This window comes from Rhizobium sophoriradicis, from assembly GCF_025200795.1.
Classification (GTDB): domain Bacteria; phylum Pseudomonadota; class Alphaproteobacteria; order Rhizobiales; family Rhizobiaceae; genus Rhizobium; species Rhizobium sophoriradicis.
The window spans coordinates 2,573,717-2,598,974 of the sequence record NZ_CP104152.1; the positions used below are offsets into that span (position 1 = coordinate 2,573,717).

24 protein-coding genes are annotated in these 25,258 nt (G+C 61.5%); 12 read left to right on the forward strand and 12 right to left on the reverse strand.

The genetic code is table 11. The features are described from left to right. Nucleotides 1–44: 44 nt before the first annotated feature. Both N2597_RS12890 and N2597_RS12895 read left to right on the forward strand, forming a co-directional pair. Nucleotides 45–917: a LysR family transcriptional regulator gene (locus N2597_RS12890; RefSeq protein ID WP_038689896.1), complete on the forward strand. Its 873-nt coding sequence runs from the start codon at nt 45–47 to the stop codon at nt 915–917. 468 nt (nt 918–1,385) lie between these two features. Next, nucleotides 1,386–2,126, forward strand: coding sequence for an SDR family NAD(P)-dependent oxidoreductase (locus N2597_RS12895; RefSeq protein WP_038689898.1), 741 nt, complete (start codon nt 1,386–1,388; stop codon nt 2,124–2,126). Nucleotides 2,127–2,423: 297 nt separating this feature from the next. On the opposite strand, the gene N2597_RS12900 is transcribed toward N2597_RS12895, so the two are convergent. From N2597_RS12900 to N2597_RS12915, 4 genes are all read right to left on the reverse strand, one after another. Beyond that, nucleotides 2,424–4,055 carry an FGGY-family carbohydrate kinase gene (locus N2597_RS12900; RefSeq protein ID WP_038689900.1) on the reverse strand — a complete coding sequence of 544 codons (1,632 nt, stop codon included), beginning with the start codon at nt 4,053–4,055 and terminating at the stop codon, nt 2,424–2,426. A gap of 206 nt (nt 4,056–4,261) precedes the next feature. Further along, entirely contained in the window at nt 4,262–5,944 is a 1,683-nt protein-coding gene (locus N2597_RS12905) for a hypothetical protein (protein ID WP_183597302.1), read from the reverse strand. Then, nucleotides 5,944–7,002, reverse strand: coding sequence for a glycosyltransferase family 2 protein (locus N2597_RS12910; RefSeq protein WP_183597300.1), 1,059 nt, complete (start codon nt 7,000–7,002; stop codon nt 5,944–5,946). The genes N2597_RS12905 and N2597_RS12910 overlap by 1 nt, the downstream gene beginning before the upstream one ends. Before the next feature lie 94 nt (nt 7,003–7,096). Next, nucleotides 7,097–8,005, reverse strand: coding sequence for an AraC family transcriptional regulator (locus N2597_RS12915; protein ID WP_183597298.1), 909 nt, complete (start codon nt 8,003–8,005; stop codon nt 7,097–7,099). A 216-nt stretch (nt 8,006–8,221) separates the two neighbouring features. On the opposite strand from N2597_RS12915, the gene N2597_RS12920 reads away from it, so the two are divergent. Continuing rightward, a complete protein-coding gene (locus tag N2597_RS12920; protein ID WP_009994926.1) occupies nt 8,222–9,268 on the forward strand; it encodes an NAD(P)-dependent alcohol dehydrogenase in 1,047 nt (348 codons plus the stop codon). A 532-nt stretch (nt 9,269–9,800) separates the two neighbouring features. Here N2597_RS12920 and N2597_RS12925 read toward each other — a convergent pair. From N2597_RS12925 to N2597_RS12935, 3 genes are all read right to left on the reverse strand, one after another. Beyond that, nucleotides 9,801–11,066 carry an NAD(P)/FAD-dependent oxidoreductase gene (locus tag N2597_RS12925; protein WP_077992951.1) on the reverse strand — a complete coding sequence of 422 codons (1,266 nt, stop codon included), beginning with the start codon at nt 11,064–11,066 and terminating at the stop codon, nt 9,801–9,803. Nucleotides 11,067–11,414: 348 nt separating this feature from the next. Then, entirely contained in the window at nt 11,415–11,918 is a 504-nt protein-coding gene (locus N2597_RS12930; protein ID WP_009996254.1) for a BA14K family protein, read from the reverse strand. Nucleotides 11,919–12,201: 283 nt separating this feature from the next. Further along, a complete protein-coding gene (locus tag N2597_RS12935; protein WP_039620807.1) occupies nt 12,202–12,666 on the reverse strand; it encodes an Lrp/AsnC family transcriptional regulator in 465 nt (154 codons plus the stop codon). 154 nt (nt 12,667–12,820) lie between these two features. Between N2597_RS12935 and N2597_RS12940 the strand changes: the two genes are divergently transcribed. The 5 genes from N2597_RS12940 to N2597_RS12960 all read left to right on the forward strand — a co-directional run bounded on the left by N2597_RS12940 (nt 12,821) and on the right by N2597_RS12960 (nt 17,020). Beyond that, nucleotides 12,821–13,540 carry an aspartate/glutamate racemase family protein gene (locus N2597_RS12940; protein ID WP_077993093.1) on the forward strand — a complete coding sequence of 240 codons (720 nt, stop codon included), beginning with the start codon at nt 12,821–12,823 and terminating at the stop codon, nt 13,538–13,540. Nucleotides 13,541–13,771: 231 nt separating this feature from the next. Next, nucleotides 13,772–14,689 (forward strand): bifunctional helix-turn-helix transcriptional regulator/GNAT family N-acetyltransferase, encoded by a 918-nt coding sequence (locus N2597_RS12945; RefSeq protein WP_009996459.1) that lies wholly within the window; start codon nt 13,772–13,774, stop codon nt 14,687–14,689. A 60-nt stretch (nt 14,690–14,749) separates the two neighbouring features. After that, nucleotides 14,750–15,373 carry a TetR/AcrR family transcriptional regulator gene (locus tag N2597_RS12950; protein WP_039620812.1) on the forward strand — a complete coding sequence of 208 codons (624 nt, stop codon included), beginning with the start codon at nt 14,750–14,752 and terminating at the stop codon, nt 15,371–15,373. Between the two features lie 102 nt (nt 15,374–15,475). Then, nucleotides 15,476–16,684 (forward strand): MFS transporter, encoded by a 1,209-nt coding sequence (locus N2597_RS12955; RefSeq protein ID WP_077992953.1) that lies wholly within the window; start codon nt 15,476–15,478, stop codon nt 16,682–16,684. A gap of 105 nt (nt 16,685–16,789) precedes the next feature. Beyond that, nucleotides 16,790–17,020: a DUF6429 family protein gene (locus tag N2597_RS12960; protein WP_183597296.1), complete on the forward strand. Its 231-nt coding sequence runs from the start codon at nt 16,790–16,792 to the stop codon at nt 17,018–17,020. A 15-nt stretch (nt 17,021–17,035) separates the two neighbouring features. Here N2597_RS12960 and N2597_RS12965 read toward each other — a convergent pair whose 3' ends face one another. After that, nucleotides 17,036–17,452, reverse strand: a complete 417-nt coding sequence (locus N2597_RS12965) for a winged helix-turn-helix transcriptional regulator (RefSeq protein ID WP_097578868.1) — start codon at nt 17,450–17,452, stop codon at nt 17,036–17,038. 123 nt (nt 17,453–17,575) lie between these two features. Between N2597_RS12965 and N2597_RS12970 the strand changes: the two genes are divergently transcribed. After that, nucleotides 17,576–18,484 (forward strand): SDR family oxidoreductase, encoded by a 909-nt coding sequence (locus tag N2597_RS12970; protein ID WP_183597295.1) that lies wholly within the window; start codon nt 17,576–17,578, stop codon nt 18,482–18,484. Nucleotides 18,485–18,603: 119 nt separating this feature from the next. On the opposite strand, the gene N2597_RS12975 is transcribed toward N2597_RS12970, so the two are convergent. After that, a complete protein-coding gene (locus tag N2597_RS12975) occupies nt 18,604–20,331 on the reverse strand; it encodes a WG repeat-containing protein (RefSeq protein WP_183597293.1) in 1,728 nt (575 codons plus the stop codon). A 264-nt stretch (nt 20,332–20,595) separates the two neighbouring features. After that, the gene (locus N2597_RS12980) at nt 20,596–21,348 is read right to left on the reverse strand and encodes a pyridoxine 5'-phosphate synthase (protein WP_096764774.1); all 753 of its coding nucleotides are present in this window, start codon (nt 21,346–21,348) and stop codon (nt 20,596–20,598) included. On the opposite strand from N2597_RS12980, the gene N2597_RS12985 reads away from it, so the two are divergent. Both N2597_RS12985 and N2597_RS12990 read left to right on the forward strand, forming a co-directional pair. Continuing rightward, on the forward strand, nt 21,347–21,619 hold the full coding sequence (locus N2597_RS12985; RefSeq protein WP_183597292.1) for a hypothetical protein: 273 nt from the start codon (nt 21,347–21,349) through the stop codon (nt 21,617–21,619). The two genes, N2597_RS12980 and N2597_RS12985, sit on opposite strands and share 2 nt — an antisense overlap. A gap of 170 nt (nt 21,620–21,789) precedes the next feature. Next, nucleotides 21,790–22,482: a MerR family transcriptional regulator gene (locus N2597_RS12990; protein ID WP_096764773.1), complete on the forward strand. Its 693-nt coding sequence runs from the start codon at nt 21,790–21,792 to the stop codon at nt 22,480–22,482. Between the two features lie 53 nt (nt 22,483–22,535). On the opposite strand, the gene N2597_RS12995 is transcribed toward N2597_RS12990, so the two are convergent. Next, on the reverse strand, nt 22,536–23,663 hold the full coding sequence (locus N2597_RS12995; RefSeq protein ID WP_183597289.1) for an ATP-dependent DNA helicase: 1,128 nt from the start codon (nt 23,661–23,663) through the stop codon (nt 22,536–22,538). 57 nt (nt 23,664–23,720) lie between these two features. Beyond that, nucleotides 23,721–24,647: a LysR family transcriptional regulator gene (locus N2597_RS13000; protein ID WP_038689927.1), complete on the reverse strand. Its 927-nt coding sequence runs from the start codon at nt 24,645–24,647 to the stop codon at nt 23,721–23,723. Nucleotides 24,648–24,778: 131 nt separating this feature from the next. Between N2597_RS13000 and N2597_RS13005 the strand changes: the two genes are divergently transcribed. Further along, nucleotides 24,779–25,258, forward strand: coding sequence for a carboxymuconolactone decarboxylase family protein (locus N2597_RS13005; RefSeq protein ID WP_096764772.1), 480 nt, complete (start codon nt 24,779–24,781; stop codon nt 25,256–25,258).

The window sequence follows — 25,258 nt, forward strand, 5'->3', positions numbered from 1 at the left end:
GTCCTCGATGTTGCTGAACTGTGTCGCAAGAAGAGGAACGCAGAGTGGAAATCGAAGACCTCAGGACATTTGTCGAAGTCGCTGATGCGGGTGGAGTGACGTCCGCTGCGCAGCGGCTTGGCATCTCCAAGTCGATGGTCAGCAGGCGTATCGCGCGGCTTGAAACCGATCTTGGTGCACAGCTTCTTGCCAGGACGACCCGTGGCATCGCGCTCACCGAAGCAGGCGCCACTTTCCGGGACTACGCTGCAAGAATCTCTGCGGAGATGGACGCGGCGCGAGAGACCATCCTGCCGGCTGGTGAGCTTTGCGGTCGCCTGAGGGTTGCTGCGCCCCTGTCCTTCGGTCCGACACATTTCGCTCCCGTACTCTCTCAAATGGCGCGCCAGCACCCGCAATTGCACATTTACTCTTGCTATACGGACCGCTTCGTCGACCTTGTCACAGAAGGTTTCGACTGCGCCATACGCGTGGGCTATCTGCAGGACTCGAATCTCGTCGCCAGACGTGTCGGCCCGCTTTACGGAAAGTTCGTCGCTAGCCCGGAATATATTGCTGCGAACGGCTCACCCGAGACGCCAGACGAACTTGTCGATCATCAGGCTCTGATGCAAGGAACGGAAGCGTGGCAGGTCACCGATGGGGATAAGGTTCTGACTGTTCGTCCACAAGGTCGCTTCAAGGCCGATAATGGCGTGGCTCTCTTGGCAGCCGCATTGGCGGGAATCGGTGTCGCCAGGCTTCCGGATGGCCTTACCGATGAACATATAGCCTCGGGAGCCCTCGTTCAGGTGATGTCTCGCCACCCGCCGCCTCCCGCAGGGATATTCGTCGTCAGGCCGCCGGGACAACATCCCTCCAGGAAAGTCCGTGTGTTGACTGAGATGTTGATCCAGTGCTTCGATGGCGGCGCCTAGAAGCAAAGAGCGAGTTTCCCAAGCTCTACGCGAACAGACGTTCCGCTTGCATTCCTTGACCTGCTCCAGTCCTGACCGATCTGGCGAAGCGTGTCATCCAGGCCGATCCCGACGTGACGATGAAAGTTCCCCTGACGTCGATGTCAACAACGGCAGCGGCTCAAATTACTGACGAGTGGATGCGGATTATGGTGCAGATCAAACCCGGCCTGGTCACACCCGCGCCGCCCTGGAGCAAACGGCCTACCTGACACGCCGGAGCTAGCATCGCCTCAAGCAAAGGCAGCCGAGCCCTCTGGCTCGAGACATGTCGGCCGACGTTCCTCTTTCCGCAACACAGTTAAGCATTTCTCATCACTACGAGGTGCCTACCGCGCACACCAGATTGGCGGAGCAAACCGACGAGCGCGTTCGCGGCGTCCGCGGTTAGCCTGAATGCTTGAGGCGACCAACTGGAAAGGACAACATATGATTGATCTCAAAGGAAAGCGTGCATTGGTAACCGGCGGATCGCGGGGTATCGGCGCCGCTATAGCGCTGGCGCTGGCGGAGAATGGCGCCGACGTAGCTTTCACATATCAACGCTCGGTCGAAAAGGCCGAAGCGGTGGCTAAATCCATCGAAAGCAAGGGGCACCGAGCAGTCGCTATTCAAGCCGATAGCTCCGACCCGGACGCCATCACACGCGCAGTAAGGGAAGCGGTATCCGCACTTGGTGGACTCGAAATCCTCGTAAACAGTGCAGCCATTGGGCACACCGGGACAATCGCTGACCTCAACGTCGACGACTTTCAGGCTGTAATGGACGTCAATGTGCGAGCGCCAGTCCTGTTCGCCAAGGCTGTTATCCCCCATCTTCAAAAAGGGGGACGGATCATCACCATCGGTTCGGCTTTGGGAGAGCGGGTGCCGTTTCCGGGCATAACGCCCTATGCGATGTCTAAGGCGGCACTTACATCCTTCACTCGCGGCCTTTCGCGCGAACTCGGTCCGAGCGGAATCACCGTTAATCTTGTGCAGCCCGGGGCGACTGATACGGATGCCAACCCGGCGGACGGCGCGGCTGCCGATTTCCAGCGAAGCCTGACCTCTTTGGGACGCTATGGCGAACCGCGTGAAATCGCGAACGCTGTTGTCTTTCTGGCAAGTCCAGCCGCAAGCGTGATCACGGGCGCTACCCTGACCGCCGACGGCGGCGCGATCGCCTGACCGGTATGTGAGCAGTACAGCACCGGCTCTGTCCTGCATAAGGACAGCGCCGGATGAGGCTGCATGCGGCGGGGCCGTTATGCCTCGCACGCTAAAGCCCGGCCCTTCTCAGGACCGGGCCGGCGCCATACTCCTCTCAACGCATCGGTCAAGAGTAGCCTCAATGCCAGTGGCTTCACTGAGCGTGGAACTCGGGCTGTTGTTGGAAATCGAACGATAAACTCTACTGCGCTGTACGTTGTCTCAATTCCATAACAAGACCAAGTTCCAAAGGCGGGCCTCTGTCATGCCAACATATCAGCCATCGCTGCGAAGCTTGCGCGCCAGCGTCTGAAGCTCCTTGAACGCTTCGTAACGCTTGCGGTGGAGCTCCGAAATCTCGCCCTCGGATGGCTGAAGGCGTGTTTCCACCCTGGTGAGCTCACTCATCGCCACGCGCACATCGGCAAATTGGCGGCCGGCGACGGCGCCGAGGATGGCTGCGCCGAGCAGCACCGGCTCCTCGGCCTTCGTGGCGACCACCGGCTTGCCGCTCGCATCGGCGAGCACCTGGCGGACGAAATCATGCTGGCCGGCACCGCCGCTGATGACGATGTTCTCGACGGTGACGCCCGCCTCGGCCTGCGTCTCGATGATCTGCCTGAGGCCGTAGCCGATGCCGCAAAGCCCAGCGACGTAGAGCGAGACGAGGCTGTCGACATCCCGCTCCATGCCAAGACCGGCGATAACAGCCCGGGCATGCGGATCGGCAAAGGGCGCGCGGTTGCCGAGGAATTCGGGAACGACATGCAGCCCGGCCGCCAACCTGACGGCATCGGAGGCACGGCCCGCCTTGCCGGCGGCCATGTCGGCAAGCAGGACCGGCAGTGCAGTGCCCGCGCTCGTCGCAAGCTCCATCGCCTCGCCGGCGGCTGGATGGAAGGAGAGGAGCTGGTCGATCGCCGCGCCGGCGGCACTCTGACCGCCCTCGTTCAGCCAGAGGCCCGGCACCATCGCCGAATAGTAGGGTCCCCAGACGCCGGATACGAAAGACGGTTCTGCCGTCGATGTCATCGTGCACGAGGAAGTCCCGAAGACATAGGCAAGATTGGCCTGCGGATCGGCGCCGACGGTTCCGACACCGCCGGCATGTGCATCGATCAGCCCGGCCGCGACGGCCGTGCCCGGCACCAGGCCGAGCTCTTCGGCCGCTGCAGCGGTCAGTCCCTCACCAAGCGTCGAACCGGGCTCGACGATGGAAGTGCCGATGCGGGCAAAACCTTCATCTGCCAGCACGCCGAGGCCGATCTGATGGAAATAGCTGCTGTCCCAGCGCTTCTCATGGGCGAGATAGGTCCACTTGCAAGTGACGGTGCAGGTCGAACGCGAGAGATCGCCGGTGGCCCGCCAGGTGAGGAAATCCGCAAGGTCGAAGAATTGCCAGGCGGCATCGAACACGTGGGGGCGGTTTTCCCTCAGCCAGAGAAGCTTGGGAGTCTCCATCTCGGGCGAGATTCGGCCGCCGACATAGCGCAGCACGTCATGTCCGAAGGCGTTGATGCGCTCCGCCTGCGGGACCGCGCGGTGGTCCATCCACACGATGATGTCCCGGTCCGGATCTTCCGAAGGTCCGACGGCCAGCGATCTGCCGCCTTCGCCGAGGACGACGAGCGAGCAGGTGGCGTCGAAGCCGAGCCCGACCACCGAAGCCGGATCGACGCCGGCTGCGGCAACCACCTCCCGCACGGCCGCGCACACCGCGCGCCAAATTTCGCTGCTCGATTGCTCGACGATGGAACCGGCTTCATGAAACAGGCTGATATTGCGCTTGGCGGAAGCAAGCATGCTGCCGGCCATATCGAACAGGCCTGCCCGGGCGCTGCCGGTGCCGACATCGACGCCGATGACATATTTGGCGCCGGCTTCCGTGGTGTGGGATGTGTCGCTCATGGTCTCTCGCTTCAATTCGCCTGGGATCGGCTTGATGGGCAGCCGCGGCCGGATGTCAATCCATGTCTGGAAAGATCGCCGCGTCCGGGGACGCTGACATTACGCGGTCGCGGCGCCATGGCAAGGACGTGCTCCGGAGATCCATTTCGCCGAGGCGATTGAGAAGTCACTGCCTGGTGTTGGCTCGATCTCCGGGAGGCATCGGTTCATAGATCCGTCGGGCAACCGGCGGGAACCGAAAGAGGTTCTGCCGGCGCCGCCTTGTCGATCCCGTAGAGCTTGGCGAAACCGGCATCCTCGACCAGCGTCAGACCGGCCGGCATCAAGGTGCCGACATAGCGGTCGGAGGTATCCGCATTGACGACGAGGATGAAATCGAAACGTCCGCGCCAGTCTGACAGATAGGGTGTGAAGTTTTCATAGACCTGCATCATTGCCGGGCACAGCAGCACGCCGATCGACAGCAGATTGCCTTCGGGGACCGCGATCTCAGACCATGGCGTCAGAACCGATAGGGGCTGCTTGCCTTTCGCGGTGAAGAGAGTCGGCACGAACGCATGCGCGAAAGGCGTGGCAAGCGTCGGCAGGTGCCAGAAAGTCTCTTCTCTAAAGAAAAAATACCGGCTGGAGTGCGCAAGGCCGCTCACCGTCTTGGGATCATGCTCGAGAGGCAGAACGGCCGCGCCGACTGGCACCTTTTTGAGGACGGTCTCGACGGCAGCAACGTCCTTTTGTGCAAGCCACCAGTTCCAACCGATCCAGCCCGTCCGGCCGAAAACCGCGAGATTGACGACGAGCGCCAGCAACAGCGCTTGGCGGCGCGTCAGATTGGCGAAAGGACACACCATCGCCATGGCGACGAGCGCCGTCATGATCGGAAAGCGCCAACTGATCCATCCGGTTCCGAGCATATGGCGAGGCGAAACACAAGAGAGCAGCAGCAGTCCGCTGGCCGCCACGGCAAGCCCCGCATGCACGCGGATATCGCCCGCGCGTGCGGCACGTGTGCAGATGAGGATCAACGGCAGAACCATCACCACGTCTACCACCGGAATGTATGTGGTAATCGCGGAGAGCAAATTCATGACAATCAGGACGACGCCGTCATTCCAGGCCAGGGCAAGGCCGTTATCACCGGCGTTGGGCAAAGCTGGCGAACGGAGATAGAGTGCGAACGGCGGCAGAACGCATGCGCCCAGCGCCAGCGTTAACCGGCTGACGAGCCTCACCAGGCGGGACTTCGATCGCAAGACGTCGAAACGCCAGGAAAATTCGAGGCCGCAGATGATCGCCATATAGAAGCCGAGCGAGAAGATGTGCATCACCGTCAGCAGCAGCGCGGCGGCAAGCCGCCAGGCAAACAGCAGGGCAAAATTTCGGCGCTGTAACCGCAGGTCGGCGCAGGTGAAGAACAAGGCCATGCCGAGGCCGATCTGGAAGTTGATGAAGCCGCCGATCATCGTGGCGCACCAGCCAAGCGACAGCATTGCAATCTGCCAATAGGACCGGCTGCCGAAAAGCGTCCGATGCAGCGCGATCGCGCCAAGCGGCGGCAGCACGATCGCCAGGAAAAGCAAAGCCCGCGCCAGCCTGTCGGCTCCGACAAGCGGCCCTATCCGGGCCGCCAGAAGATCGATCCCGACATTGGTGAAGGTGCGGTTCCAATCGACCGCATAGACCTCCGGAAACGGCTGCTCGCGGATGCCCCCGGATAGAAGCCAGATACGAGCGTAGTGATTGGCGTAATCAAGAATGGGCGGAAAGCGGAACAACAGGAGCAGGATGGCGACAAACGCCACGAAAACGGCGATCGCAATGGTGGAATCCTGCCGGGCCGCCAATTCATCAGACCCGGCTGCGGCTACAGCAGGCGTGGAAATCTGGTCCATTATCCGATCCGATTATTCTTTTGCGACGATGTCGACTCTTCGAATCCGAAGGCCGCATCCAGCGCGGCAAGCTTGTCGCCGGCGCCCATCTCCGAAAAAGCAGCCGGCAGTTCCGCACGGTCGTTGCCGCGCAGGATCGCCTCGATCATGAACATCGGCCGCTTCTTGCTCTCCTGCACGAGACGGCCGAGATATTCGCCGATGATGCCGATGCAGATCAGCTGGATGGCGCTGAAGGCGCTGACGGCGGCCATGATCGACGACCAGCCGGTGACCGTCTCGCCTTGCAGCCAGCGAATGAAGGTATAGACGAGCAGCGCCATCGCGATGCCGGCGCTGATCATGCCGAGCCATGTGGCGATGCGCAGCGGCGTCGTCGAAAAGCTGGTGATCGCATCGAGCGCGAAATTGATCATCTTGCGCAGCGGATATTTCGTCGTGCCGGCAAAACGGGCGTCGCGCTCATAGGGCAGCGCCACCTGCCTGCCGCCGATCCAGCTGACCATGCCGCGGATGAAGCGGTCGCGTTCCGGCATCGCCAGCAGAATATCGACGACGCGCCGGCGCATCAGCCGGAAATCGCCGGTATCGCGCGGAATGGTCACGGAAGCGAGCCTGGAGAGGGTGCGGTAGAACAGCGAAGCGGTGGCGAGCTTGAACCAGGTTTCACCCTCGCGAAGTGTGCGCTGGCCATAGACGACGTCGGCGCCACGCTCCATGATCGGCATCATCATCAAAAGCAGTTCGGGCGGATCCTGAAGATCGGCGTCGATCAGAAGGATGCGCTCGCCCCGCGAGGCGGAAAGTCCCGCCGTCGACGCCAGCTGGTGGCCGTGATTGCGCAACAGACGAACACCGAGCACCTGCGGCACTTTTGCCGCCAGTTCCGAAATGATCTCCCAGGTGCCGTCGGAGGAACCATCATCGACGAGAATGAGCTCGAAGGCATCGCCGGCAACGCTCTGCGCGGCAGCAGAGGCACGGCGGCAGAATTCGCGCAGGCCCTCTTCCTCGTTGTGACAAGGCGCGACGATGGAAAGAAACGGTGCTTGCGTCATGCGGACGGCGGTGCCTGCTTGATTGATGGCGCCAGCCTAGCCGGGAAACGTCAAGCATCCTTTAATACCGCATTTTGGCCGGAACCGCCGGCGTCTATTCCGCCGCCATCATCTCGCGCACGCCGTCGATGTCGCGGGCCGGCGACGCGCCATAGAGGCGGCTGTATTCGCGGCTGAACTGCGACGGGCTCTGATAGCCGACGCGGTGACCGGCGGTGCCCGCATCGAGCCGCTCGACCAGCATCAGCCGGCGCGCCTCGTGCAGGCGCAGCTGCTTCTGGTATTGCACCGGCGTCATTGCCGTCACCGACTTGAAGTGGTGATGGAAGGACGACACGCTCATATTGACGCGCTCGGCGAGGTCCTCGATGCGCAGCGGCCGGGCGAAATTCTCCTTCAGCCAGGCGACGGCCCGCGCGATCCTGTTGCTGTGGCTGTCTGATGTGGCGATGTTGATCAGGCGCGCGCCGTGCGGCCCGGTCAGCACGCGGTAGAGGATCTCCTGCTCGATCAGCGGCGCCATGGCGGGAATGTCGCCTGGACGATCGAGCAAACGCAGCAGCCGGACGGCCGCATCCATCAGCTCCGGCGGCGCGACGTTCACCACCATGCCGCGCTGCCCGTCCGTATCGGCGGCCGGTCGCGGAATATCGATGCGGCTGAGCAGTTCCAGCAGCTTTTCCGAATCGATCGCCAGCCCCAGGCAGAGATGCGGAACCTCGGGGCTTGCCTCCGTGACGCGCCAGGCGACCGGCAGATCGAGCGAGGTCAAAAGATAATCCCCGGTCCCGTAGCTGATGCGTTCCGTGCCGAGCTGCAGGCTCTTGGCCCCCTGTAGCACGAAAGCAAAACAGGGCCGGTAGCTGCTGTGGAACGGATCGCTGGGCTTGGAGCGGCGGCTGACATGAAGATTGGCGATCGCAGTCGAGAACTCGCCGTCGCCAGGCGCGAAGCGCATCACGATGTCGACGATTTCCTGGTAGGGGCTGAAAGGCAAAGTCATGCGGCAACTCTTTCTGTCTGAGGCCTGCTGAACGGCTCATATCCGAAGCGGCTTCTATCTAGGTTCGCCCGGGCATTTCGAAAACGGGCCGTCCGTCCATTTTTGCAGGATCGTGCAAGAAGCTTGGAGGATCACTCTACCTCCCTTGCCGCGATCGGGGCAATAGTGCGTCATCCCGCTCAACCCCACCTCAAAAATCGAAAAAGGAAGGTTCCCATGCCTATCGCAAGAGGCTATGCCGCCACCGACGCTTCCAAGCCGCTGACCCCTTTCACCTTCGAACGCCGCGAACCGAACGCCGACGACGTAGTCATTGACATCAAGTTTGCCGGCATCTGCCATTCCGACATCCACACCGTCCGCAACGAGTGGAAGAACGCGGTCTACCCGATCGTCCCCGGCCATGAGATCGCTGGCATCGTCTCCGCGGTCGGCTCCGCCGTGACCAAGTTCAAGGTCGGCGACCGCGTCGGCGTCGGCTGCTTCGTCGATTCCTGCGTCGGCTGCGCCGAGCGCGATCTCGACCGCGAGCAGTATATGCCGGGTCTCAGCGGCACCTACAACGACTTCGAAGCCGACGGCAAGACGCGGACCCAGGGCGGCTATTCCGACTCGATTGTCGTCAAAGAGGGCTACGTCATGTCCATCCCTGACAATCTGCCGCTCGATGCCTCGGCGCCGCTGCTCTGCGCCGGCATCACGCTCTATTCGCCGCTGCGCCACTGGAATGCCGGCCCCGGCAAGAAGGTCGCGATCGTCGGCATGGGCGGCCTCGGCCACATGGGCGTCAAGCTGGGTTCGGCGATGGGCGCCGATATCACGGTTCTCTCCCAGACCCTTTCCAAGAAGGAAGACGGCCTAAAGCTCGGCGCCAAGGAATATTACGCCACCAACGATCCCGAGACCTTCACGAAGCTCGCCGGCACCTTCGATCTCATCATCTGCACCGTCAGCGCCGAGATCGACTGGAACGCCTATCTCGGCCTGCTGAAGGTGGACGGTTCCTTCGTGGTCGTCGGCGCGCCGGAGAATCCGATCCCCGTTCATGCCTTCTCGGTCATCCCCGGCCGCAAGAGCATTTCGGGCTCGATGATCGGCTCGATCAAGGAAACCCAGGAAATGCTGGATTTCTGCGGCAAGCACAACATCGTCTCCGAGATCGAGAAGATCAACATCCAGCAAGTCAACGAAGCCTATGAACGCGTCCTGAAGAGCGACGTCCGCTACCGCTTCGTCATCGACATCGCCTCGCTGGCGGCTTGAGGAACAAGAGCGGCTCCTTCGGGAGCCGCATTTTTTATAACGGGACACTCAAGCTCCCTCATGCTCAGGTGGGTAGCCCGCAGGGCGGAGCCTCGAAGCATCCCCCGCAAGCGCCGCTCCAATCCGCCCATCGGAGCGCCCGCCCCCCCCGTGCTTCGAGGCTCCGGCCTTCGGCCTGCGCACCTCAGCATGAGGCTCTCTTTGTACGGGAAACTCTGTTACACGTATCTAAGAGTCATTCACGGCGCGGACGCGCCGTGCTGGATTCCTGTGACAGGCGCAGGAATGACGGAGGAGAGGTTGCGCAGTGTGGCACCCCCCTCTGCCCTGCCGGGCATCTCCCCCACAATCCACAAGGGGGAGATTGGCAAGTGGGCAAACCTGCCCGTCTCTCTACCGTTTCGTCGAACTGCAAGGCCAATTGTTTGGGGAAGACGTCGCGCCCAGCCAATCTCCCACCTGTGGGGGAGATGTCCGGCAGGACAGAGGGGGTGTCACACGGAACCCCTCTCCCACTTCTTCCAACTTGGGCCTACCCCTCCTCCCGCATCGTCTCCCGCTGCGTGATCAGCCGGGCGCTGTGCTGGCCGCTCAGATAGATCCACAACCAGTTCCAGGCGACGGCAAAGCGCGAGCGGGTGCCGATCAGGAAGTAGATATGGGCGATGCCCCAGATCCACCAGGCGATCCAGCCCTTGAGCTTGATCCGGCCGAAATCGATGATCGCCGCACTCTGGCCGATCGTTGCCAGGCTCCCCTGATGCCAATATTTGAAAGGTGCAGGCGCCGGATTGCCGGACAGGCGGGCGCGGATAACTTTTGCCACATAGCCGCCCTGCTGCTTGGCGGCGGGCGCTATGCCAGGCACGGGCTTGCCATCCTCCCGCATGACAGAGGCCGTATCACCGATAATGAAGACATAAGGCAGGCCCGGCGCGCTCAAATCCTTCTCGACGATGGCACGCCCTGCACGGTCAGCCGGAATATCGAGCCACCGCGCCGCCGGTGAGGCGGTGACGCCGGCCGCCCAGACGATCGTGCGGCTGGGCGTGAAAGTCTCGCCGATTCCGACACCGTCGGCGCTGCACTCGGTGACCGGCTTGCCTAGAAGCACCTCAACCCCCAGTTTCTCCAGCGCCTTTTGCGCATAGGCCGAAAGCTCCTCCGCAAAGGTAGGCAGCACCCGCGGGCCGGCCTCGACGAGCACCACACGGGTCTTGCGCGTATCGATATTGCGGAATTCCTTCGGCAGGGTGAAATGCGCGAGCTCGGCGATGATGCCGGCGAGCTCGACCCCGGTCGGCCCGGCGCCGACAATGGTGAAGGTCAGAAGCGCGTCACGTACGGCTGGATCGGCCTCCATCTCCGCCTTCTCGAAAGCGAGCAGCACGCGGCGGCGGATCGTCGTTGCATCCTCCAGCGTCTTCAGACCCGGCGCCACCGGCTCCCATTCGTCACGGCCGAAATAGGCATGCGTTGCCCCGGTCGCCAACACCAGCGTGTCATAACCGAGAGTCATGCCGTTGCGTAACGAAACGGTCTTGGCGCCGCTATCGACACCGGTGACCTCGCCGAGCAGCACCGTCACGTCGGGCCGGTCGGCATAGAGGCGGCGGATCGGCCAGGCGATCTCCGAAGTGGAGAGAATGGTCGTCGCCACCTGATAGAGCAGCGGCTGGAAGAGATGATGATTGCGCCGGTCGACGAGCGTGATCTTCACGCCTGCACCTTTCAACCCGTTGACCAGCTGCAGCCCGCCGAAACCGCCGCCGACAACGACGACATGGTGATCACTCATGCCCTGCCCCTTTGCGCCATCTTGCTGAAGTCAAATGTGGTCTTCGCCGCAAAGGATGCAACCGCCGTTTCGGAATGGCTCCCCTGCGCCGATCGCAGTCGACAGAGCGTGTCGCGCAAAATACGCTGCGATTTTCGGGCGAGCAGCGTATGTCGGAAATTAAAGATTTAATGCACGAGGTGCGCATCTGCGCCGCGCCGTAAAGGCGAGATTATCACACATGCCTGCACTCCCAGCCAGCAAAGCTGGCCGAGCGGCAGTCACGCGTAGTGATCGCTGTCCGACCTCATCTCTGCAAGCCGACATTGGTCGGCTTGCAAGTTCCAAGCGCCGATGCGCAAGCGCCAATCAATAAGGACTGATGCACTGGCGACGGGGTCCATAATAGGGCTGGAAGGTGTTATCGAAAGCCCTGTACGAACGATAACGCGCGTAGCACCAGCTCACATGGCTGCCCCGCCCATAATAGACGGTCGAAGCATAGTTCCGATAGGGCGGGGCATAATACCGTCCATAGTAGCGGTAGGGCGGGCCATAGTAGCGGTAGGGCGAGCCATAGTAGCGGTAGGGTGAGCCATAGTAGCGGTAGGGTGGGTCGTAATACCGGTAGGGCGAGCCGTAAGAGGGCTGTGACAATGCGCTGCCAATGATGGTGCCGACGGCTAGACCACCCAAGGCCCAGCCCCAATTATCCCGCCGATGATGCCCGCCTCGGCCACGCCACCGTACCTGCTCTATCTGTTGCTGCTGCGCCTCGATCTTGGGTGGGGTGATAGCGGGAAACGCCTGAGCCGGCGTGATCCCAGGGGCACCTATGATCAAGCATAACGCGGCGACGGTTAGCTTTCTCATGACTGTTCTCCTCTGTCCTCCAACTGGAAGAAATATCCTCCCCTCATCCTGAACCAAAGGTGAACGCAATATGTCGAAAACCGTTCCATAAAGAGACGAAATTAGTCGTGATCGATGGGCGGGGTGATCGGCTTTTCAGGCAATCGAGCCTAGCTTTTCCAAGGAAATGATAGACTTGCCTTACGCTGTGCGGGACGCCCGGACCAGAGCAGTTTTTCTCCTGGCTGGAAACAGCTATGAATATCGCTGTTGCGCATAATATCGCAGCCCTCAAAATACCGGCTTACAGCGCGTAGCCCACGGGTATCGCCATTCCATGTTTCAATTCTTCCATCGAGATCGACGCTGAAACGTCGAAGAGTTCCAGCTTGCGCACGATCTGCTTATAAATTACGTCGTAATGCTCGACGCGCGGCAGCACGATCTTCAGGATGTAATCGTGGTTTCCGGTCAGCCGGTGCGCCTCGACGATCTCGGGGATGTCGCTGATGATCCGGCGGAAGGCTTCCGTCCATTCGTCGGAATGGTGGGCCGTCTTGACGAGGGCGAAGACCGTCGTCGGCACGCCCATGCGTTCGCGGTCGAGCACGATGATGCGCCGGGCGATATGGCCGCTTTCTTCCAGCCGCTGAATGCGCCGCGAGCAGGCCGAGACCGACAGCGCCACGCGCTCGGCAAGATCGGTCACGGATATGCCGGCATTCTTCTGCAGCATGTCGAGAATGCGTCTGTCACGATCATCAAGCATGGTGTGAAATGAACCTTGCGCTCTCAATTTGCGTCATTTGGCCAATCGATGCAAAATAATAGCACGTCTTCCTCATAAAGGACAAACAATGCAAACCCGCCGCGCGACCATTGCGGCATCATTTTCGAAATTCGAAGCATGGGAGCACGAAGAGATGAAAACGATCGGCCTGATCGGCGGCATGAGTTTCGAAAGTTCGGCGGTTTACTATCGCCTAGTCAACGAGATGGTGCGCGCGCGCCGCGGCGGCCTCGCCTCGGCCGAACTCATTCTGCATTCGGTCAATTTCGAGGAGATCGTCGCGCTTCAGAAGGCCGGCGACTGGGCTGGAGCGTCCCGCCGTCTCGGCGAGGTGGCCGAGCGCCTGCAGGCTGCCGGCGCCGGCTGCATCCTGATCTGCACCAACACCATGCATCTGATCGCCGATAAGGTCGCGGCAAAAATCTCCGTGCCGCTGATCCATATCATCGACGAGACGGCGAAGTCGCTGCATGCCGCTGGCCGCAAGCGGCCGCTGCTGCTTGCAACCCGCTACACGATGGAGCACGGCTTTTATACCGACCGCATGAAAAGCCTCGGCCTCGACGTCATGGTGCCCGATGCCACCGACCGCACCACCGTGCACGATATCATCTTCAACGAACTCTGCGCCGGCAGGGTGCACGACAGCTCGCGCGAAAAACTGATCGATATCATTGACCGCGCCGCGGAGCGCGGCGCCGACAGCATCATCCTCGGCTGCACCGAGATCTGCCTGATCCTCGATCCCCACCGCCTGCCGCTGCCGGGCTTCGACACCACCGCGATCCACGCAAGGGCGGCGGTGGATTTCGCCCTTGGCACGGAGGACGCGGAGGCGGAAGAGGCTGCGTGAGGCCAATAATTTAGTTGACTCGGTCAACTAAATTATTGACAAGTGTCTTCATGCGGAGATCTTTTGTCAGTTTGTTGGCACGTCGGCCACCCCTCCTTCCATCATGCTCGGGCTCGTCCCAAGCATCTGCCTCCGTTCGATAGGACAGCAGATCCTCGGGACAAGGCCGAGGATGACGAGCGAGAAGCGGGCTTGTCAACAATCTGGCGAGGTCTCCCCCTGGAGATCACCATGTCCGATACCGCCCTCATCGAAACCGCCCGCGATTTCAACCGCTTCTATACGAATTTCCTCGGCCTGCTGAACAAGGCCTATCTCGACTCGCCCTACACGCTGACGGACGCCCGCATTCTCTTCGAGATCGGCTCGCATGAGGGCGTCAGTGCCGTGGCGCTTGTCCGCGACCTGCATCTCGACCCGGCCTATCTCAGCCGCATCCTCAAGCGTTTCCGCGCCGAGGGACTGATCGAAACCAACCCCGATCCGGCCGATCTGCGCAGCCAGATCATCACTGTCACCGAGCAGGGACATGTGCAATTCGAGGAACTCGGCCGGCGCGCCAATGCGCAGATCGCCGCCCGGTTCGAAACTCTCGCGACCGGCGAGCCGCAGGCGGTCGTTTCCGCCATGGACAGGATCCGCGCCCTCCTCGACCCCGCGGCCAAACCCGCCCCCGCCGTCATCCGCCCCCACCGCGCCGGCGATATCGGCTGGATGGTGCAGAGCCAGGGGCGCTTCTATGCCGAGGAATATGGCTGGGACCTGCGCTTCGAGGCGCTGGTCGCCGAGGTCGCCGGCAAATTCCTCGCCAACTTCGACCCCGCCATGGAATATTGCTGGATCGCCGAACGCGGCGGCGTCAATGTCGGCTCGGTCCTCGTCACCAATGGCGGCGACGGTATCGCCAAGCTGCGGCTGCTCTATGTCGACAAGGCGGCCCGCGGCCTCGGGCTCGGCAAGCTGTTGGTCGACGAATGCATCCGCTTCTGCAGGCAGAAGGGTTACCGCGAGCTTTCGCTCTGGACCAACGACATGCTGGAGACAGCTCGCGCGATCTACATCAAATCAGGCTTCCGACTTGTCTCCGAGGAGAGACATCGTATGTTCGGCCCTGAAGCGAACGGCCAGAACTGGGTCCTCGCCCTCTGAATTTGCTGCGCACAAAAGTTTCGCTTGATTTGGAAGCGATCATTTCCTAATTAGGTGGACATGACCGACGCCAGCCTCACACCAAATGAAACAACCCGCAGCCGTGGCCGGCCGCGCGAGTTCGATATGGACGCAGCGCTGGATTCGGCCCTGCGGGTGTTTTCAGAACGCGGCTACCACGCCACCTCGATCAGCGATCTGACCGAGGCAATGAGCCTCGCCTCCGGCAGCATCTACAAGGCGTTCAAGGACAAGCGCGGCGTCTTCCTCGCCGCTTTTGGTCGTTATCGTCAACTCGGTCGGCGGCGTCTGGAAGCGATGATTGCGCCCGCGGCGACCGGTCGCGAAAAAGTCTTCCAGATGGTGATGTATTATACGGAACTTTCCTATGGCGATGCCGGCCGCAAAGGCTGCCTCGTCGTCGGCGGCGCCAATGACTTCGCCCTGTTGGATGAGGAAACCGCCGCCCATGTCGCGACCGCCTTTGCCGCGGACGAGAGGCTGATGGCCGATCTCATCCGCATCGGCCAGGCCGATGGCACCATCCCGCAAACGGTGGATGCGGATGCCGCCGCCCTCGCCTTCCTCTGCCTGACCAAGGGCCTGCGCGTCATCGGCAAGACGGGACGCAGCCGACAGGAAATGATTTCAGCGGCCGAAGCCGCGATGAAGCTCGTGAGCTGAAAACAGACGAGCGAATACCGGCACCCGGTCAAGGATCGGGTGGCTGCAGCCAGCATTCTTGCATTCAATCTTCCCGATCTTCGAATAATACCGGAGTTTCTAATGAGCATTTCAGCCACTACGCCCGATAATGCCATTCCACGAGCGCTATCCCCCTGGCTCACCTTCCTTTTCGCCGCTGCTTGCGGGCTGGTGGCCGCCAATCTCTATTATGGCCAGCCGCTTGCCGGGCCGATCAGCGCCGATCTCGGCTTCACGCCGGCCGCGACTGGGCTGATCGTCACGCTGACGCAGATCGGCTACGGCCTCGGCCTGCTGCTGATCGTGCCGCTCGGCGACCTCACCGAAAACCGCCGGCTGGTGCTGGCGCTGGTCGCCGTCTCCGCCGTCGCCCTGATCGGCGCCGCGCTGTCTTCGACACCGGCCATGTTCCTCACCGCCTCACTGTCGATCGGCCTCGCCTCGGTCGCCGTTCAGGTGCTCGTGCCCTTCGCCGCGAACATGGCGCCGGATGCGACGCGTGGCCAGGTCGTCGGCAATGTCATGAGCGGCCTGCTCTGCGGCATCATGCTGGCCCGCCCCTTCGCAAGCTTCGTCGCCGAGGCCTCCTCCTGGCACATGGTCTATTACGTCACCGCGGCGCTGATGCTCATGCTCGCCATCATCCTGCGCGTCAACCTGCCGGTCCGTGTGCCGAAGACCAAACTCGGCTATGGCGAACTGCTTGCCTCCATGGCGCATCTGGCGCTGACCTCGCGGGTGCTGCAGCGCCGCGCCCTCTATCAGGCCGGCATGTTCGGCGCCTTCAGCCTGTTCTGGACGACGACGCCGCTGCTGCTTGCAAGCCCGACCTTTGGCCTGACACAGAACGGCATCGCCCTCTTCGCGCTTGCGGGTGCGGCCGGCGCCGTCGCCTCGCCGATTGCCGGCCGGCTCGCCGATCGCGGCATGACGAAGGTCGCCTCGGCCATCGCCATGCTGCTCGGCATGGCGTCCTTCCTGATCAGCCATTTCGCCGCCGACGGCTCGCTGACCGCCCTGATCTTGCTGACGGTGGCGGCGATCACACTCGATTTCGGCGTGACCACCAACCTCGTCTGCGGCCAGCGCGCCATCTATGGGCTGAACCCGGAACATCGCAGCCGGCTGAACGGCCTCTTCATGGCCACCTTCTTTGCCGGCGGCGCGCTCGGCTCGGCGCTCGGCGGTTGGGCCTACGCCACCGGCGGCTGGACGATGACCGCCTGGATCGGCTTCGCCTTTCCGGCGCTCGCCTTCATGCTGTTCCTGACGGAAGGGCGCGGGAAGTAAATTACCTGACACACAGTCTTGAAAATCGGAGTCGATCTCGGAGTCACACGTGAGTTAAAGTGAGCGGACGACAGGGTTTCTCATTTTTGCAGGGATGCTTCCGGCATGGAAATGGATGAAGAAAAGATCGACGATGCCGTTCTCGCTTTGCTCTGGCTGACGCTGCATGACGGCGATCGGGCCTGGAAAGGCTTCGACTGGGACGCGATGGATCGCTTGTACAAGAAGGGTCTGATTGCCAATCCCGCGGGCAAGGCCAAATCGGTTGTTCTGAGCGACGAAGGGTTGCAGCGTTCGGAGGAATTGTTCCGCGCTCTGTTTACGCGATCGACGTAAAAGAGGCCCTACCCCTTAACCATCGGCGGAATCGAAATGTGAGCGGGCGGCTCGCACCGCATCATGGTTCGCTTCCGCCCAGTTCAACAGTTGCGACAGCGGCTGGTAGAGCGAGCGGCCGAGATCGGTCATCGAATATTCGACGCTCGGCGGCTTCGTCGGGAAGACCTCGCGGGCGATATAGCCGTCCCTCTGCAGATCACGCAGCGTCTGCGTCAGCATGCGCTGCGAAATATCGGGAAGCATCCGCCTGAGTTCACCGAAGCGGCGTGGCTCGGCCGCCAGCACTTCGAGCAGCAGCGTCGACCACTTGCCGCCGATCTGCTGCATCATGTCTCGGACCGGACAATTGGAAAAATCGAGCCCGGCGAGATCGATCTCGCGCCGCGCCCCCGGCATCCTGTTCTTCAGACTGAGGACTGCGCCGCTCATCTGCTGGTTCCCTTTTAGTAACTTACAGCCGAAAAGCTGCCTCCTTTACACGGTGAAGTCAATTCCTATTCTAGCGTTAGTCTCTTTTTGAGACCAACGACCAACGCAGAAGGAAACGACCTCATGAGCGAAACCATCCTGGTCACCGGTGCTGCCGGACAGCTCGGCCAGCGCGTCATCCACCATCTCCTCGAGACCTATAAGGTCGCCCCCGGCGCGATCGTCGCTGCCACCCGCAACCCGGAAAAGCTCGCCGAACTCGCCAACAAGGGCGTTCTCAGCCGCAAGGCCGATTTCGATGACGCGGCCGGCCTGAAACAGGCCTTCGCCGGCATCGACCGGCTGCTGATCATCAGCACCGATGCGCTCGACACCCCCGGCAAGCGCCTCGCCCAGCACAAGGCCGCCGTTGCCGCCGCCGTCAAGGCGGGCGTCAAGCACATAGCCTATACCTCGATGCCGGCGCCTGACAATTCGCTCGTCACCTTCGCGCCCGATCATCTCGGCACCGAAAACGCCATCAAGGCAAGCGGCATCGCCTACACGATCTTCCGCAATGCCTGGTATCACGACAATTACATGCACAGCATGCCGCACAACCTGCAGGGCGGCAAATGGTACAGCGCCACGGGCGACGGCAAGGTCTCGAACATCTCGCGCGACGATTGCGCGCTGGCGATCGCCGCAGCCCTTGCCTCCGCCACCTCGGAAAGCACCGCCTACACGCTGACCGGCGCGGTGTCGCTCGCCAACCGGCAGATCGCCGCCATTGTCTCCGAAGCCGCTGGCAAGCCGCTCGAAGTGGTCGACGTCAATGACGAACAGCTCGGCCAGGGCATGCGCGGCGCCGGCCTCCCCGGCTTCATCGCCGACATGCTGGTCTCCGCAGACGCCAACATCCGCGCCGGCAATTTCGACATCGTCACCGGCGATTTCACCAAGCTGACCGGCAGACAGCCGCAATCGCTGAAGGACTTCTTCGTGGCGCACAAGGCCACGCTGACGGCGGCTGGCAGCGCCGAAGGCCATTGAGCTTTCCGCTCATCCCTGCGCTCGCCGCAGGGATGAGCGGACACCGATTCTGAATCGTGAATCCCCTGATCACACCAAGATGTGTCACTCCCGGCGCCGACGCGCCGGAGGGGCGCCCTTCAGAATTGCGAAACGAAGCCAGGCGGCTTGTCTCTGAGGTCAAGGCCGTATTCAAGCTCCGCCCGCATCCAGAGCACACCGCTTTCATAGGGATCGTCGGACATTGTCTCAGTTCGCGCGTCGGCGGTAGTGCTGTCAGTCCAGTTCTTGACGCACGCGGCGCTCTCGCGTTTCCGCTCATTCCGATCGATTGCACACCATTCTCGTCGTCCGTCGAACGGAACCCATGCGAGACCATCCCGGAAACAAGTGATGGCCCGATATTTCGGCTCTACGACGATGTTCCCCGCAACATCTTCAATGCCCCAAAGCAAGGTTCCGTTCGAATTCCTCGCGACGAGCTGTCCGCCGTCAGGTCCGCAGCGCAACTTTGATCGCCGATCCTCCAGGCGGCGCGGCTCAGAGACTTCGCGTCCGGATGCATCGACCCAAAACGTCCGCCCATCCTTCGATACCGCATAGGCGTCGGAATCGGGCCGCATCTCATCGAACTGCGGAGCGAGCGCCATCACACCATTGCTATTCAGTATTCCCCATTTACCCTCAACCTTGACGACGGCATAGCCACCGCTGAAATGAAATTGACCCTGAAATGAAGGCGGATCGACAAGCAGTTTGCCGTCCTGCTTCAGAAACCCCCATTTTCCATTGTACCGAACCGATACAGGGAAATCGCAAGTCATGTACGTGTTGTCAAAGTACGAAACCGTCGGCTTTCCGTCCGCTCCGACGACCTGAATACGATCGCCGCGGTGGATGAATTTGATACCCGAAGGACATGCCGCCCACGCCTTCCCGTCCTCCGGGTCGGGCACCAGATCGCCGGCCCGGTTGAGCCCGATCCACTGGCCGTCGACCAATATCCTGGCCGCCTCGCCGGAATAATCCGGCAAGCTTGCATCGTCAAACAGACGCCCACCAAGCAACCGTCCCGCATCGTCAAGGATGCCCACTTTCTGGTCTTTAGTCCCACGGTAAAAACCGTTTCGATAATCCTGGATCCAAAATGGCCGTGGGGCGAAAATAAATTGGCCGTCCCGGGCGATCACGCCGCATTGGGTGGCGTCGGTCCGGTCACGTTGGTTGGACTGGCCTTTATGTCCAGCCAACCCGCCATAACAGGCAATTGCTCTTCCTCCACTAAATTTACCGGCTGTTTCGAAGCGAGGTTCGATCTTCCAGCTTCCGTTGGGAGCAAGTAATCCATATCGTTTATCTCCCGGTTGAGCGGCCCAAGCAAAAGTGCCGAATTCGAATTCTTTGATGGTCAGCTCGTCCTTCAGGATCTTTCCTGAAGGCAGATCGATGAGCAGATAGGGGTGATCGATCCTCTCAAAAAACAGTTCGTCGAACATGAAACGCGGGAAACCAATTGAATCCGGCGCGACCGCTTTGCCGGGACGAACGAGCGCTGCCCCGGCCCCGAATGGAATGGCGCGCGCATAGTTCGGCGACAGCAGAAACTTTCCCGTTCTATCGATAATTCCTGCCTTGCCACCGACCACCACTTCGGCATGGCCCTGGCGAAATTTGCGGGCAAGGTCGAATGCAGGCGCGATCACCATCTCGCCACTCGAATTGATATAGCCGAATTTCCCCTCGGAACGCACGGCAGCCAGCCCCTGCGAGAAAGGCAGCGCAACTTCGAACTTGCGATCGATCCGCGGTTCTAACGTCGCTCTGTCGATATAGCCGCAAAGAGCGTAGACGCCGCCGCACCTTTCCACCCATCTTTCCGGCCGGGGATCCGCAACGCCGGTTCCAACGGAGCAGAGAAAATACGCCCACGTCGCCGCGACAAGCATATATAGACGTGTAACCACTCGCACCCCATCCCCTCCGGTTGAAAGAACTAGGAGATGCGCATGTGTTGGAAATATGGCCGCTCCACAGGTCCGATTTCGAGCACAGGTACCCTGCGCCCTCACTCGTTGGGCACGAGAAGCACTTGAAGGGCACCAAGCCAATACGCAAGAAGGAAACGACTTTTCTCAACCCGCCTGCCCGCAAGCCCGGCAGAACCGTCGCACCGTCTCGGCCATGCCATACTCCAGCGCATCGGCAGTCAGCCCGTGGCCGATCGAGACTTCGGCAAGATCGGGGATCCGCTTAACCAACGCCGGCAGGTTTGCGACCGTCAGATCATGGCCGGCATTGACGGCAAGGCCGATGGCGAGTGCGGCGTCCGCCGTCTTCCCGAGCGCTTCGAGGATCGGCGCTGCTCGTTCCGGCGCGTCGTAGCAGCCGCCATAGGGGCCGGTATAGAGTTCGATCCGGTCTGCGCCCGTCGCTTTTGCCAGCTTCACCGCTTCCGCATCCCCGTCGCCGTCGGCAAAGAGCGAGACGCGACATCCCATCGTCTTCAGCCGTGCGACGACATCGGTGAGGAACGCCTGGTGCTTGCGGAAATCCCAGCCGTGATCGGAAGTCGCCTGCGCGGGGTCGTCGGGCACCAGCGTCACCTGCTCGGGCGCAGCACCGGCGCAGAGTTCGAGGAATTCCTCCGTCGGATAACCCTCGATGTTGAACTCGGCCCCGGGAAATTCGTCGTCGATCAGGTTGCGGATGACCGGCAGATCGGAAAAGCGGATGTGGCGCTGGTCGGGACGCGGATGCACGGTCAGGCCGCTGGCGCCTGCGGCAAGGGCGATTCGCCCGAGCGCTTCGACGCTCGGCCAGGGCAGGTCGCGCCGGTTGCGCAGCATGGCGACGGCATTGAGGTTCACGGAGAGCTTGGCGGGCATGGCTGGCATCCATCGGTCACGGAAACGAGAGGCCCTGCTTTTAAGCCAACTGCCCGGCGATGGCCAACGAGATTCGCAGATGGATGCGATGTCGATCGCTGATGAAACCCCAGCATTTCCAACGAGCATCGGCCGGGTGCGTACCACAACAGTATTTACCATCGCCTTTCGAGGCGACTGGCTGATGCGGCGGCGCAATACATGTTTTGCGGCAGCACACACGAAATCACGCCGTCACGTTGCTATCCCATTTAAAAGAGATTATTTTTAGCACTTATAAAAATAATCGTTCACGCATAACGTGGACATTGTATCGCGTAATCGTAAGCCGCGTACTGCTTCTTCCCACCGACAAGACCGCCCAGAGGAAACCCCACTCGCCCCGCCCGGGAAGCAACTGGCAAATTGCATGAGGTGCAACAAGATGCCCTAGGAGGGTTCATGCCAGACGGTTCCAAGCGCCTGTTTGCTGCCGCCGGTTTCGCTTCGGAGGCCCGGTCGAAATACCGGTTCCTGCCTTCGGCCGCGCTGCCGCCGGATCTACCGGAAGGTCCGGTGCCGATTGCCGATATGGCCAACGCATTCGGCGTTACGCACAGGACGCTGCATTTCTACGAAGAGAAGGGACTGATTTCGGCCAATCGCATCGGCCTGATGCGGGTCTACGGCCAGGACGACGTGATGCGCATGGCCGTCATCACCGTCTGCCGCGAGACGGGCATGCCGATTGCCGTGATACAGGAATTGATGGACGAGCTTCGCAAAGCCGATTCGCAGGAAGGGGCCGAGGCAATGTTCCGCGAGGCCTTGCAGGTGCGCCGGCGCGAACTGACGGCGGAGATGTCGACGCTTCACCGCCAGCTCCAGCAGGTCGGCGACCTCCTTGATTACGACGGCAGCAGCGAGACGCAGCCGCTCAATGACAATCAGGACAGTTCCAGCCTGACCCCGCAGGAAAAGCGCTGCCTGGAATTGATGGCGGAAGGCTATTCCACCCAGCGCATCGCCCGGGCGCTCGACCTGAAACACGACGAGACGAGGGATCTCGAAGCAGGAATCATCTTGAAATTCCGCGCCAACAACCGCTTCCAGGCCATCGCCAAGGCCGTCCTGCTCGGCATCGTGCAGGCCTGACGCCTGCAGCCGCCCGACCGCCGCCACCGTCGCCTTACCGGCTGAAACCGGGTTCAGCGCACGATTGTCAGCGTCTCCGCCGCACGTGTGATCGCGGTATAGAGCCAGCGTTCGCGGGTGTCGCGAAAGGCCCAGCTCTCGTCGAACAGCACGACGTGGTTCCATTGCGAGCCCTGCGCCTTGTGAACGGTCAGCGCATAGCCGTAGTCGAACTCGTCGTAGCGCTTGCGGGTGTTCCAGGGAATCTCGCCTTCGACATCCTCGAAGGCCTGTTTCAGAAGCTTGATCTTGGCCGCACCCCGATCCATGTCGTCGTCCTCGGGGCGGACGAGCAGATTGATGCCGGGTTTCGTCGTTTCCTTCGACGAGGTCATGACCTGCCACAGCGAGCCGTTGAGCAGGCCCTTGGCCGGATCGTTTCGGAGGCAGACGAGCTTGTCGCCGGTCTGCGGATAATCGGCGTTAAAACCTTTCAGCTCGCGCAGGCGCTGATTGTAGCGCCGCCGGGTGCGGTTGGTGCCGACGAGCACCTGGTCGGCGTCAAGCACCAGCTGCTGTGTCACCTCGTTCTTCGAGATCACCTTGGCCGTACCATAGTCGCCATACATCACCTCGTTGCCCTCGCGCACCTGCATGGCGAGCTTGATGATCGGATTGTCGCGCGCCTGGCGGTGAATATCGGTCAGGAGGTAATCCGGTTCCTGATTGGTGAAGTAACCGCCGCCTGACACCGGCGGCAACTGGCCGGGATCGCCGAGCACCAGGATCGGCGTGCCGAAGCTCATTAGATCCTTGCCGAGCGCCTCGTCCACCATCGAGCATTCGTCGACGATGATCAGCGCCGCTTTCGCGACCGGGCTCTGCCGGTTGATCGAAAACATCGGCGCGATCGAGGTCTTTCCGGTTTCCTCGTCCTCCACCGCCTCCTCGCCGCGCGGCCGGTAGATCAGCGAATGGATCGTCTTGGCATTGGAGGCGCCACGCGAGCGCAGCACCTGCGCGGCCTTACCAGTGAAGGCGGCAAACAGCACATCGCCGTCGACATTCTCGGCGAAATGCCTGGCAAGCGTCGTCTTGCCCGTCCCGGCATAGCCGAACAGGCGAAAGAGCGGCGAGCGCCCCTCGTTCAGCCATTTCGAAACTGCCTTCAGGGCTTCATCTTGTTGCGGCGCAAATTGCATGATCGCAGGACTTGGCAGGATTCGCCTGATTTAGGCAAGGCGGAAAACGCCGACAGATCATCCATCCCACGGCCGGTCCGCGCCGCTCGCGCACATGGACGGGTCCTGCGCCATGGCGCCGATGAGAAAATCCAGAACCGTTTTGACGCGCAGCGGCATGTTGCGCCGCGAGGGATAGACGACGGTGACCGGAAGCCGGCTCGGCTGGTAGTTCTCCATCACCGGGATCAGCCGCCCAGCGGCGATATCGGGATTCGCGATGATGTGCGAAAGCACTGCAAGACCCGCCCCGGCAAGGGCCGCCCGGTGAATGGCCACCGCATTGCAAGCGGTCAGCCGCGGCGAAATCCGGACCGATATGTCTTCCGAGCCATTCGAGAAGGACCAGCTATTGGCCTCGCCTGCCCTGTTGTAACACAGGCATTCATGGTCCTTGATATCCCGAGGTGCGCGCGGGGCGGCCTTGCGCGCGAGATAGGCGGGAGATGCGACGAGGAAGGCGGTCGTCCAGCCGATCCGCCGGCAGACGAGGCTGCTGTCGGCGACCGGGCCTAGGCGCACTTCGAGATCCAATCGTTCCTCGATCATATCCGAGCCCTCCTCTCTGAAGAGTAGCTCGACCGAGAGTTTCGGATGGGCGGCGAGAAGATCCCCGAGCCGTTCGCTGAGATAGAGGCCGAGCGGCGCCGGAACGCTGAGCCTGACCTTGCCGGAAGCCATGGCGCCGTCGGAGCCGGCCGCATCGCCGAGCTCCTCCACAGCTTCGAGAATCCGGAGCGCCATCGGCAGCATCCGCTCTCCCTCCGCCGTCAGCGACAGGCCGCTCGTCGTGCGATGCAGCAGTCGGGTGTTGAAGTGACCTTCGAGGGCTGCGACCTGGCGCGAAACCGCCGGCTGCGTCACGTCGAGATCGTGCGCCGCCGCCGAGAAGGACCCAGTCTCCACGACGCGCTGGAAGGTCCGCAATGCCGAAACGATATCCATCCCTGCCCCCTCATACTTTTGCGCATAGGCTTTATGCAGGCAGACTAAGCGAGAATAGCTTTACAGTCCAGCAATTACGGATATCTTTTATCCATAAGGATACATAATATCCTTAATTGAAGGAGAAAGACATGACTCAGCGATTGAACTATGCCCAGCAGTCCCCCGAGCTTTTCAAGAAATTCATGGATTTCAGCATGGCGCTGAGAAGCAGCGTCATCGATGAGAAGCTTCAGGCCCTTATCGAGATCCGCGCCTCGCAGCTCAACGGATGCGGCTTCTGCCTCGACATGCATGTGAAGCAGGCAAAGATCCACGGCGAGACGGAGCTGCGGCTTCACCACGTCGCCATCTGGCGCGAGTCGAACCTGTTCGTTCCCCGCGAGCGCGCGGCCCTTGCCTGGACCGAGGCGCTGACGAGGCTTCCCGAAGGCGGCGTATCTGATGAAATCTACGAGCGGGTGCGCGGCCAGCTTTCGGAGAAGGAAATCTCCGACCTGACTTTCGTCGTCATGGCCATCAATGCCTGGAACCGCGTCAATGTCGGCTTCAAGACCGTGCCCGGCACGGCCGACAAGGCCTACGGCCTCGATAAAGCTGGCCTGAACTAA

What these genes read in the sequence shown, in the direction of transcription:
- N2597_RS12895 (WP_038689898.1), top strand. Translation starts at nt 1,386, where the DNA reads ATGATTGATCTCAAAGGAAAGCGTGCATTGGTAACCGGCGGATCGCGG.
- N2597_RS12980 (WP_096764774.1), bottom strand. Translation starts at nt 21,348, where the DNA reads ATGCCCGCCAAGCTCTCCGTGAACCTCAATGCCGTCGCCATGCTGCGC.
- N2597_RS12990 (WP_096764773.1), top strand. Translation starts at nt 21,790, where the DNA reads ATGCCAGACGGTTCCAAGCGCCTGTTTGCTGCCGCCGGTTTCGCTTCG.
- N2597_RS12950 (WP_039620812.1), top strand. Translation starts at nt 14,750, where the DNA reads ATGACCGACGCCAGCCTCACACCAAATGAAACAACCCGCAGCCGTGGC.
- N2597_RS12985 (WP_183597292.1), top strand. Translation starts at nt 21,347, where the DNA reads ATGGCTGGCATCCATCGGTCACGGAAACGAGAGGCCCTGCTTTTAAGC.
- N2597_RS12910 (WP_183597300.1), bottom strand. Translation starts at nt 7,002, where the DNA reads ATGACGCAAGCACCGTTTCTTTCCATCGTCGCGCCTTGTCACAACGAG.
- N2597_RS12940 (WP_077993093.1), top strand. Translation starts at nt 12,821, where the DNA reads ATGAAAACGATCGGCCTGATCGGCGGCATGAGTTTCGAAAGTTCGGCG.
- N2597_RS12945 (WP_009996459.1), top strand. Translation starts at nt 13,772, where the DNA reads ATGTCCGATACCGCCCTCATCGAAACCGCCCGCGATTTCAACCGCTTC.
- N2597_RS12925 (WP_077992951.1), bottom strand. Translation starts at nt 11,066, where the DNA reads ATGAGTGATCACCATGTCGTCGTTGTCGGCGGCGGTTTCGGCGGGCTG.
- N2597_RS12955 (WP_077992953.1), top strand. Translation starts at nt 15,476, where the DNA reads ATGAGCATTTCAGCCACTACGCCCGATAATGCCATTCCACGAGCGCTA.
- N2597_RS12930 (WP_009996254.1), bottom strand. Translation starts at nt 11,918, where the DNA reads ATGAGAAAGCTAACCGTCGCCGCGTTATGCTTGATCATAGGTGCCCCT.
- N2597_RS12970 (WP_183597295.1), top strand. Translation starts at nt 17,576, where the DNA reads ATGAGCGAAACCATCCTGGTCACCGGTGCTGCCGGACAGCTCGGCCAG.
- N2597_RS13005 (WP_096764772.1), top strand. Translation starts at nt 24,779, where the DNA reads ATGACTCAGCGATTGAACTATGCCCAGCAGTCCCCCGAGCTTTTCAAG.
- N2597_RS12960 (WP_183597296.1), top strand. Translation starts at nt 16,790, where the DNA reads ATGGAAATGGATGAAGAAAAGATCGACGATGCCGTTCTCGCTTTGCTC.
- N2597_RS12935 (WP_039620807.1), bottom strand. Translation starts at nt 12,666, where the DNA reads ATGCTTGATGATCGTGACAGACGCATTCTCGACATGCTGCAGAAGAAT.
- N2597_RS12905 (WP_183597302.1), bottom strand. Translation starts at nt 5,944, where the DNA reads ATGGACCAGATTTCCACGCCTGCTGTAGCCGCAGCCGGGTCTGATGAA.
- N2597_RS12900 (WP_038689900.1), bottom strand. Translation starts at nt 4,055, where the DNA reads ATGAGCGACACATCCCACACCACGGAAGCCGGCGCCAAATATGTCATC.
- N2597_RS12920 (WP_009994926.1), top strand. Translation starts at nt 8,222, where the DNA reads ATGCCTATCGCAAGAGGCTATGCCGCCACCGACGCTTCCAAGCCGCTG.
- N2597_RS12995 (WP_183597289.1), bottom strand. Translation starts at nt 23,663, where the DNA reads ATGCAATTTGCGCCGCAACAAGATGAAGCCCTGAAGGCAGTTTCGAAA.
- N2597_RS13000 (WP_038689927.1), bottom strand. Translation starts at nt 24,647, where the DNA reads ATGGATATCGTTTCGGCATTGCGGACCTTCCAGCGCGTCGTGGAGACT.
- N2597_RS12915 (WP_183597298.1), bottom strand. Translation starts at nt 8,005, where the DNA reads ATGACTTTGCCTTTCAGCCCCTACCAGGAAATCGTCGACATCGTGATG.
- N2597_RS12965 (WP_097578868.1), bottom strand. Translation starts at nt 17,452, where the DNA reads ATGAGCGGCGCAGTCCTCAGTCTGAAGAACAGGATGCCGGGGGCGCGG.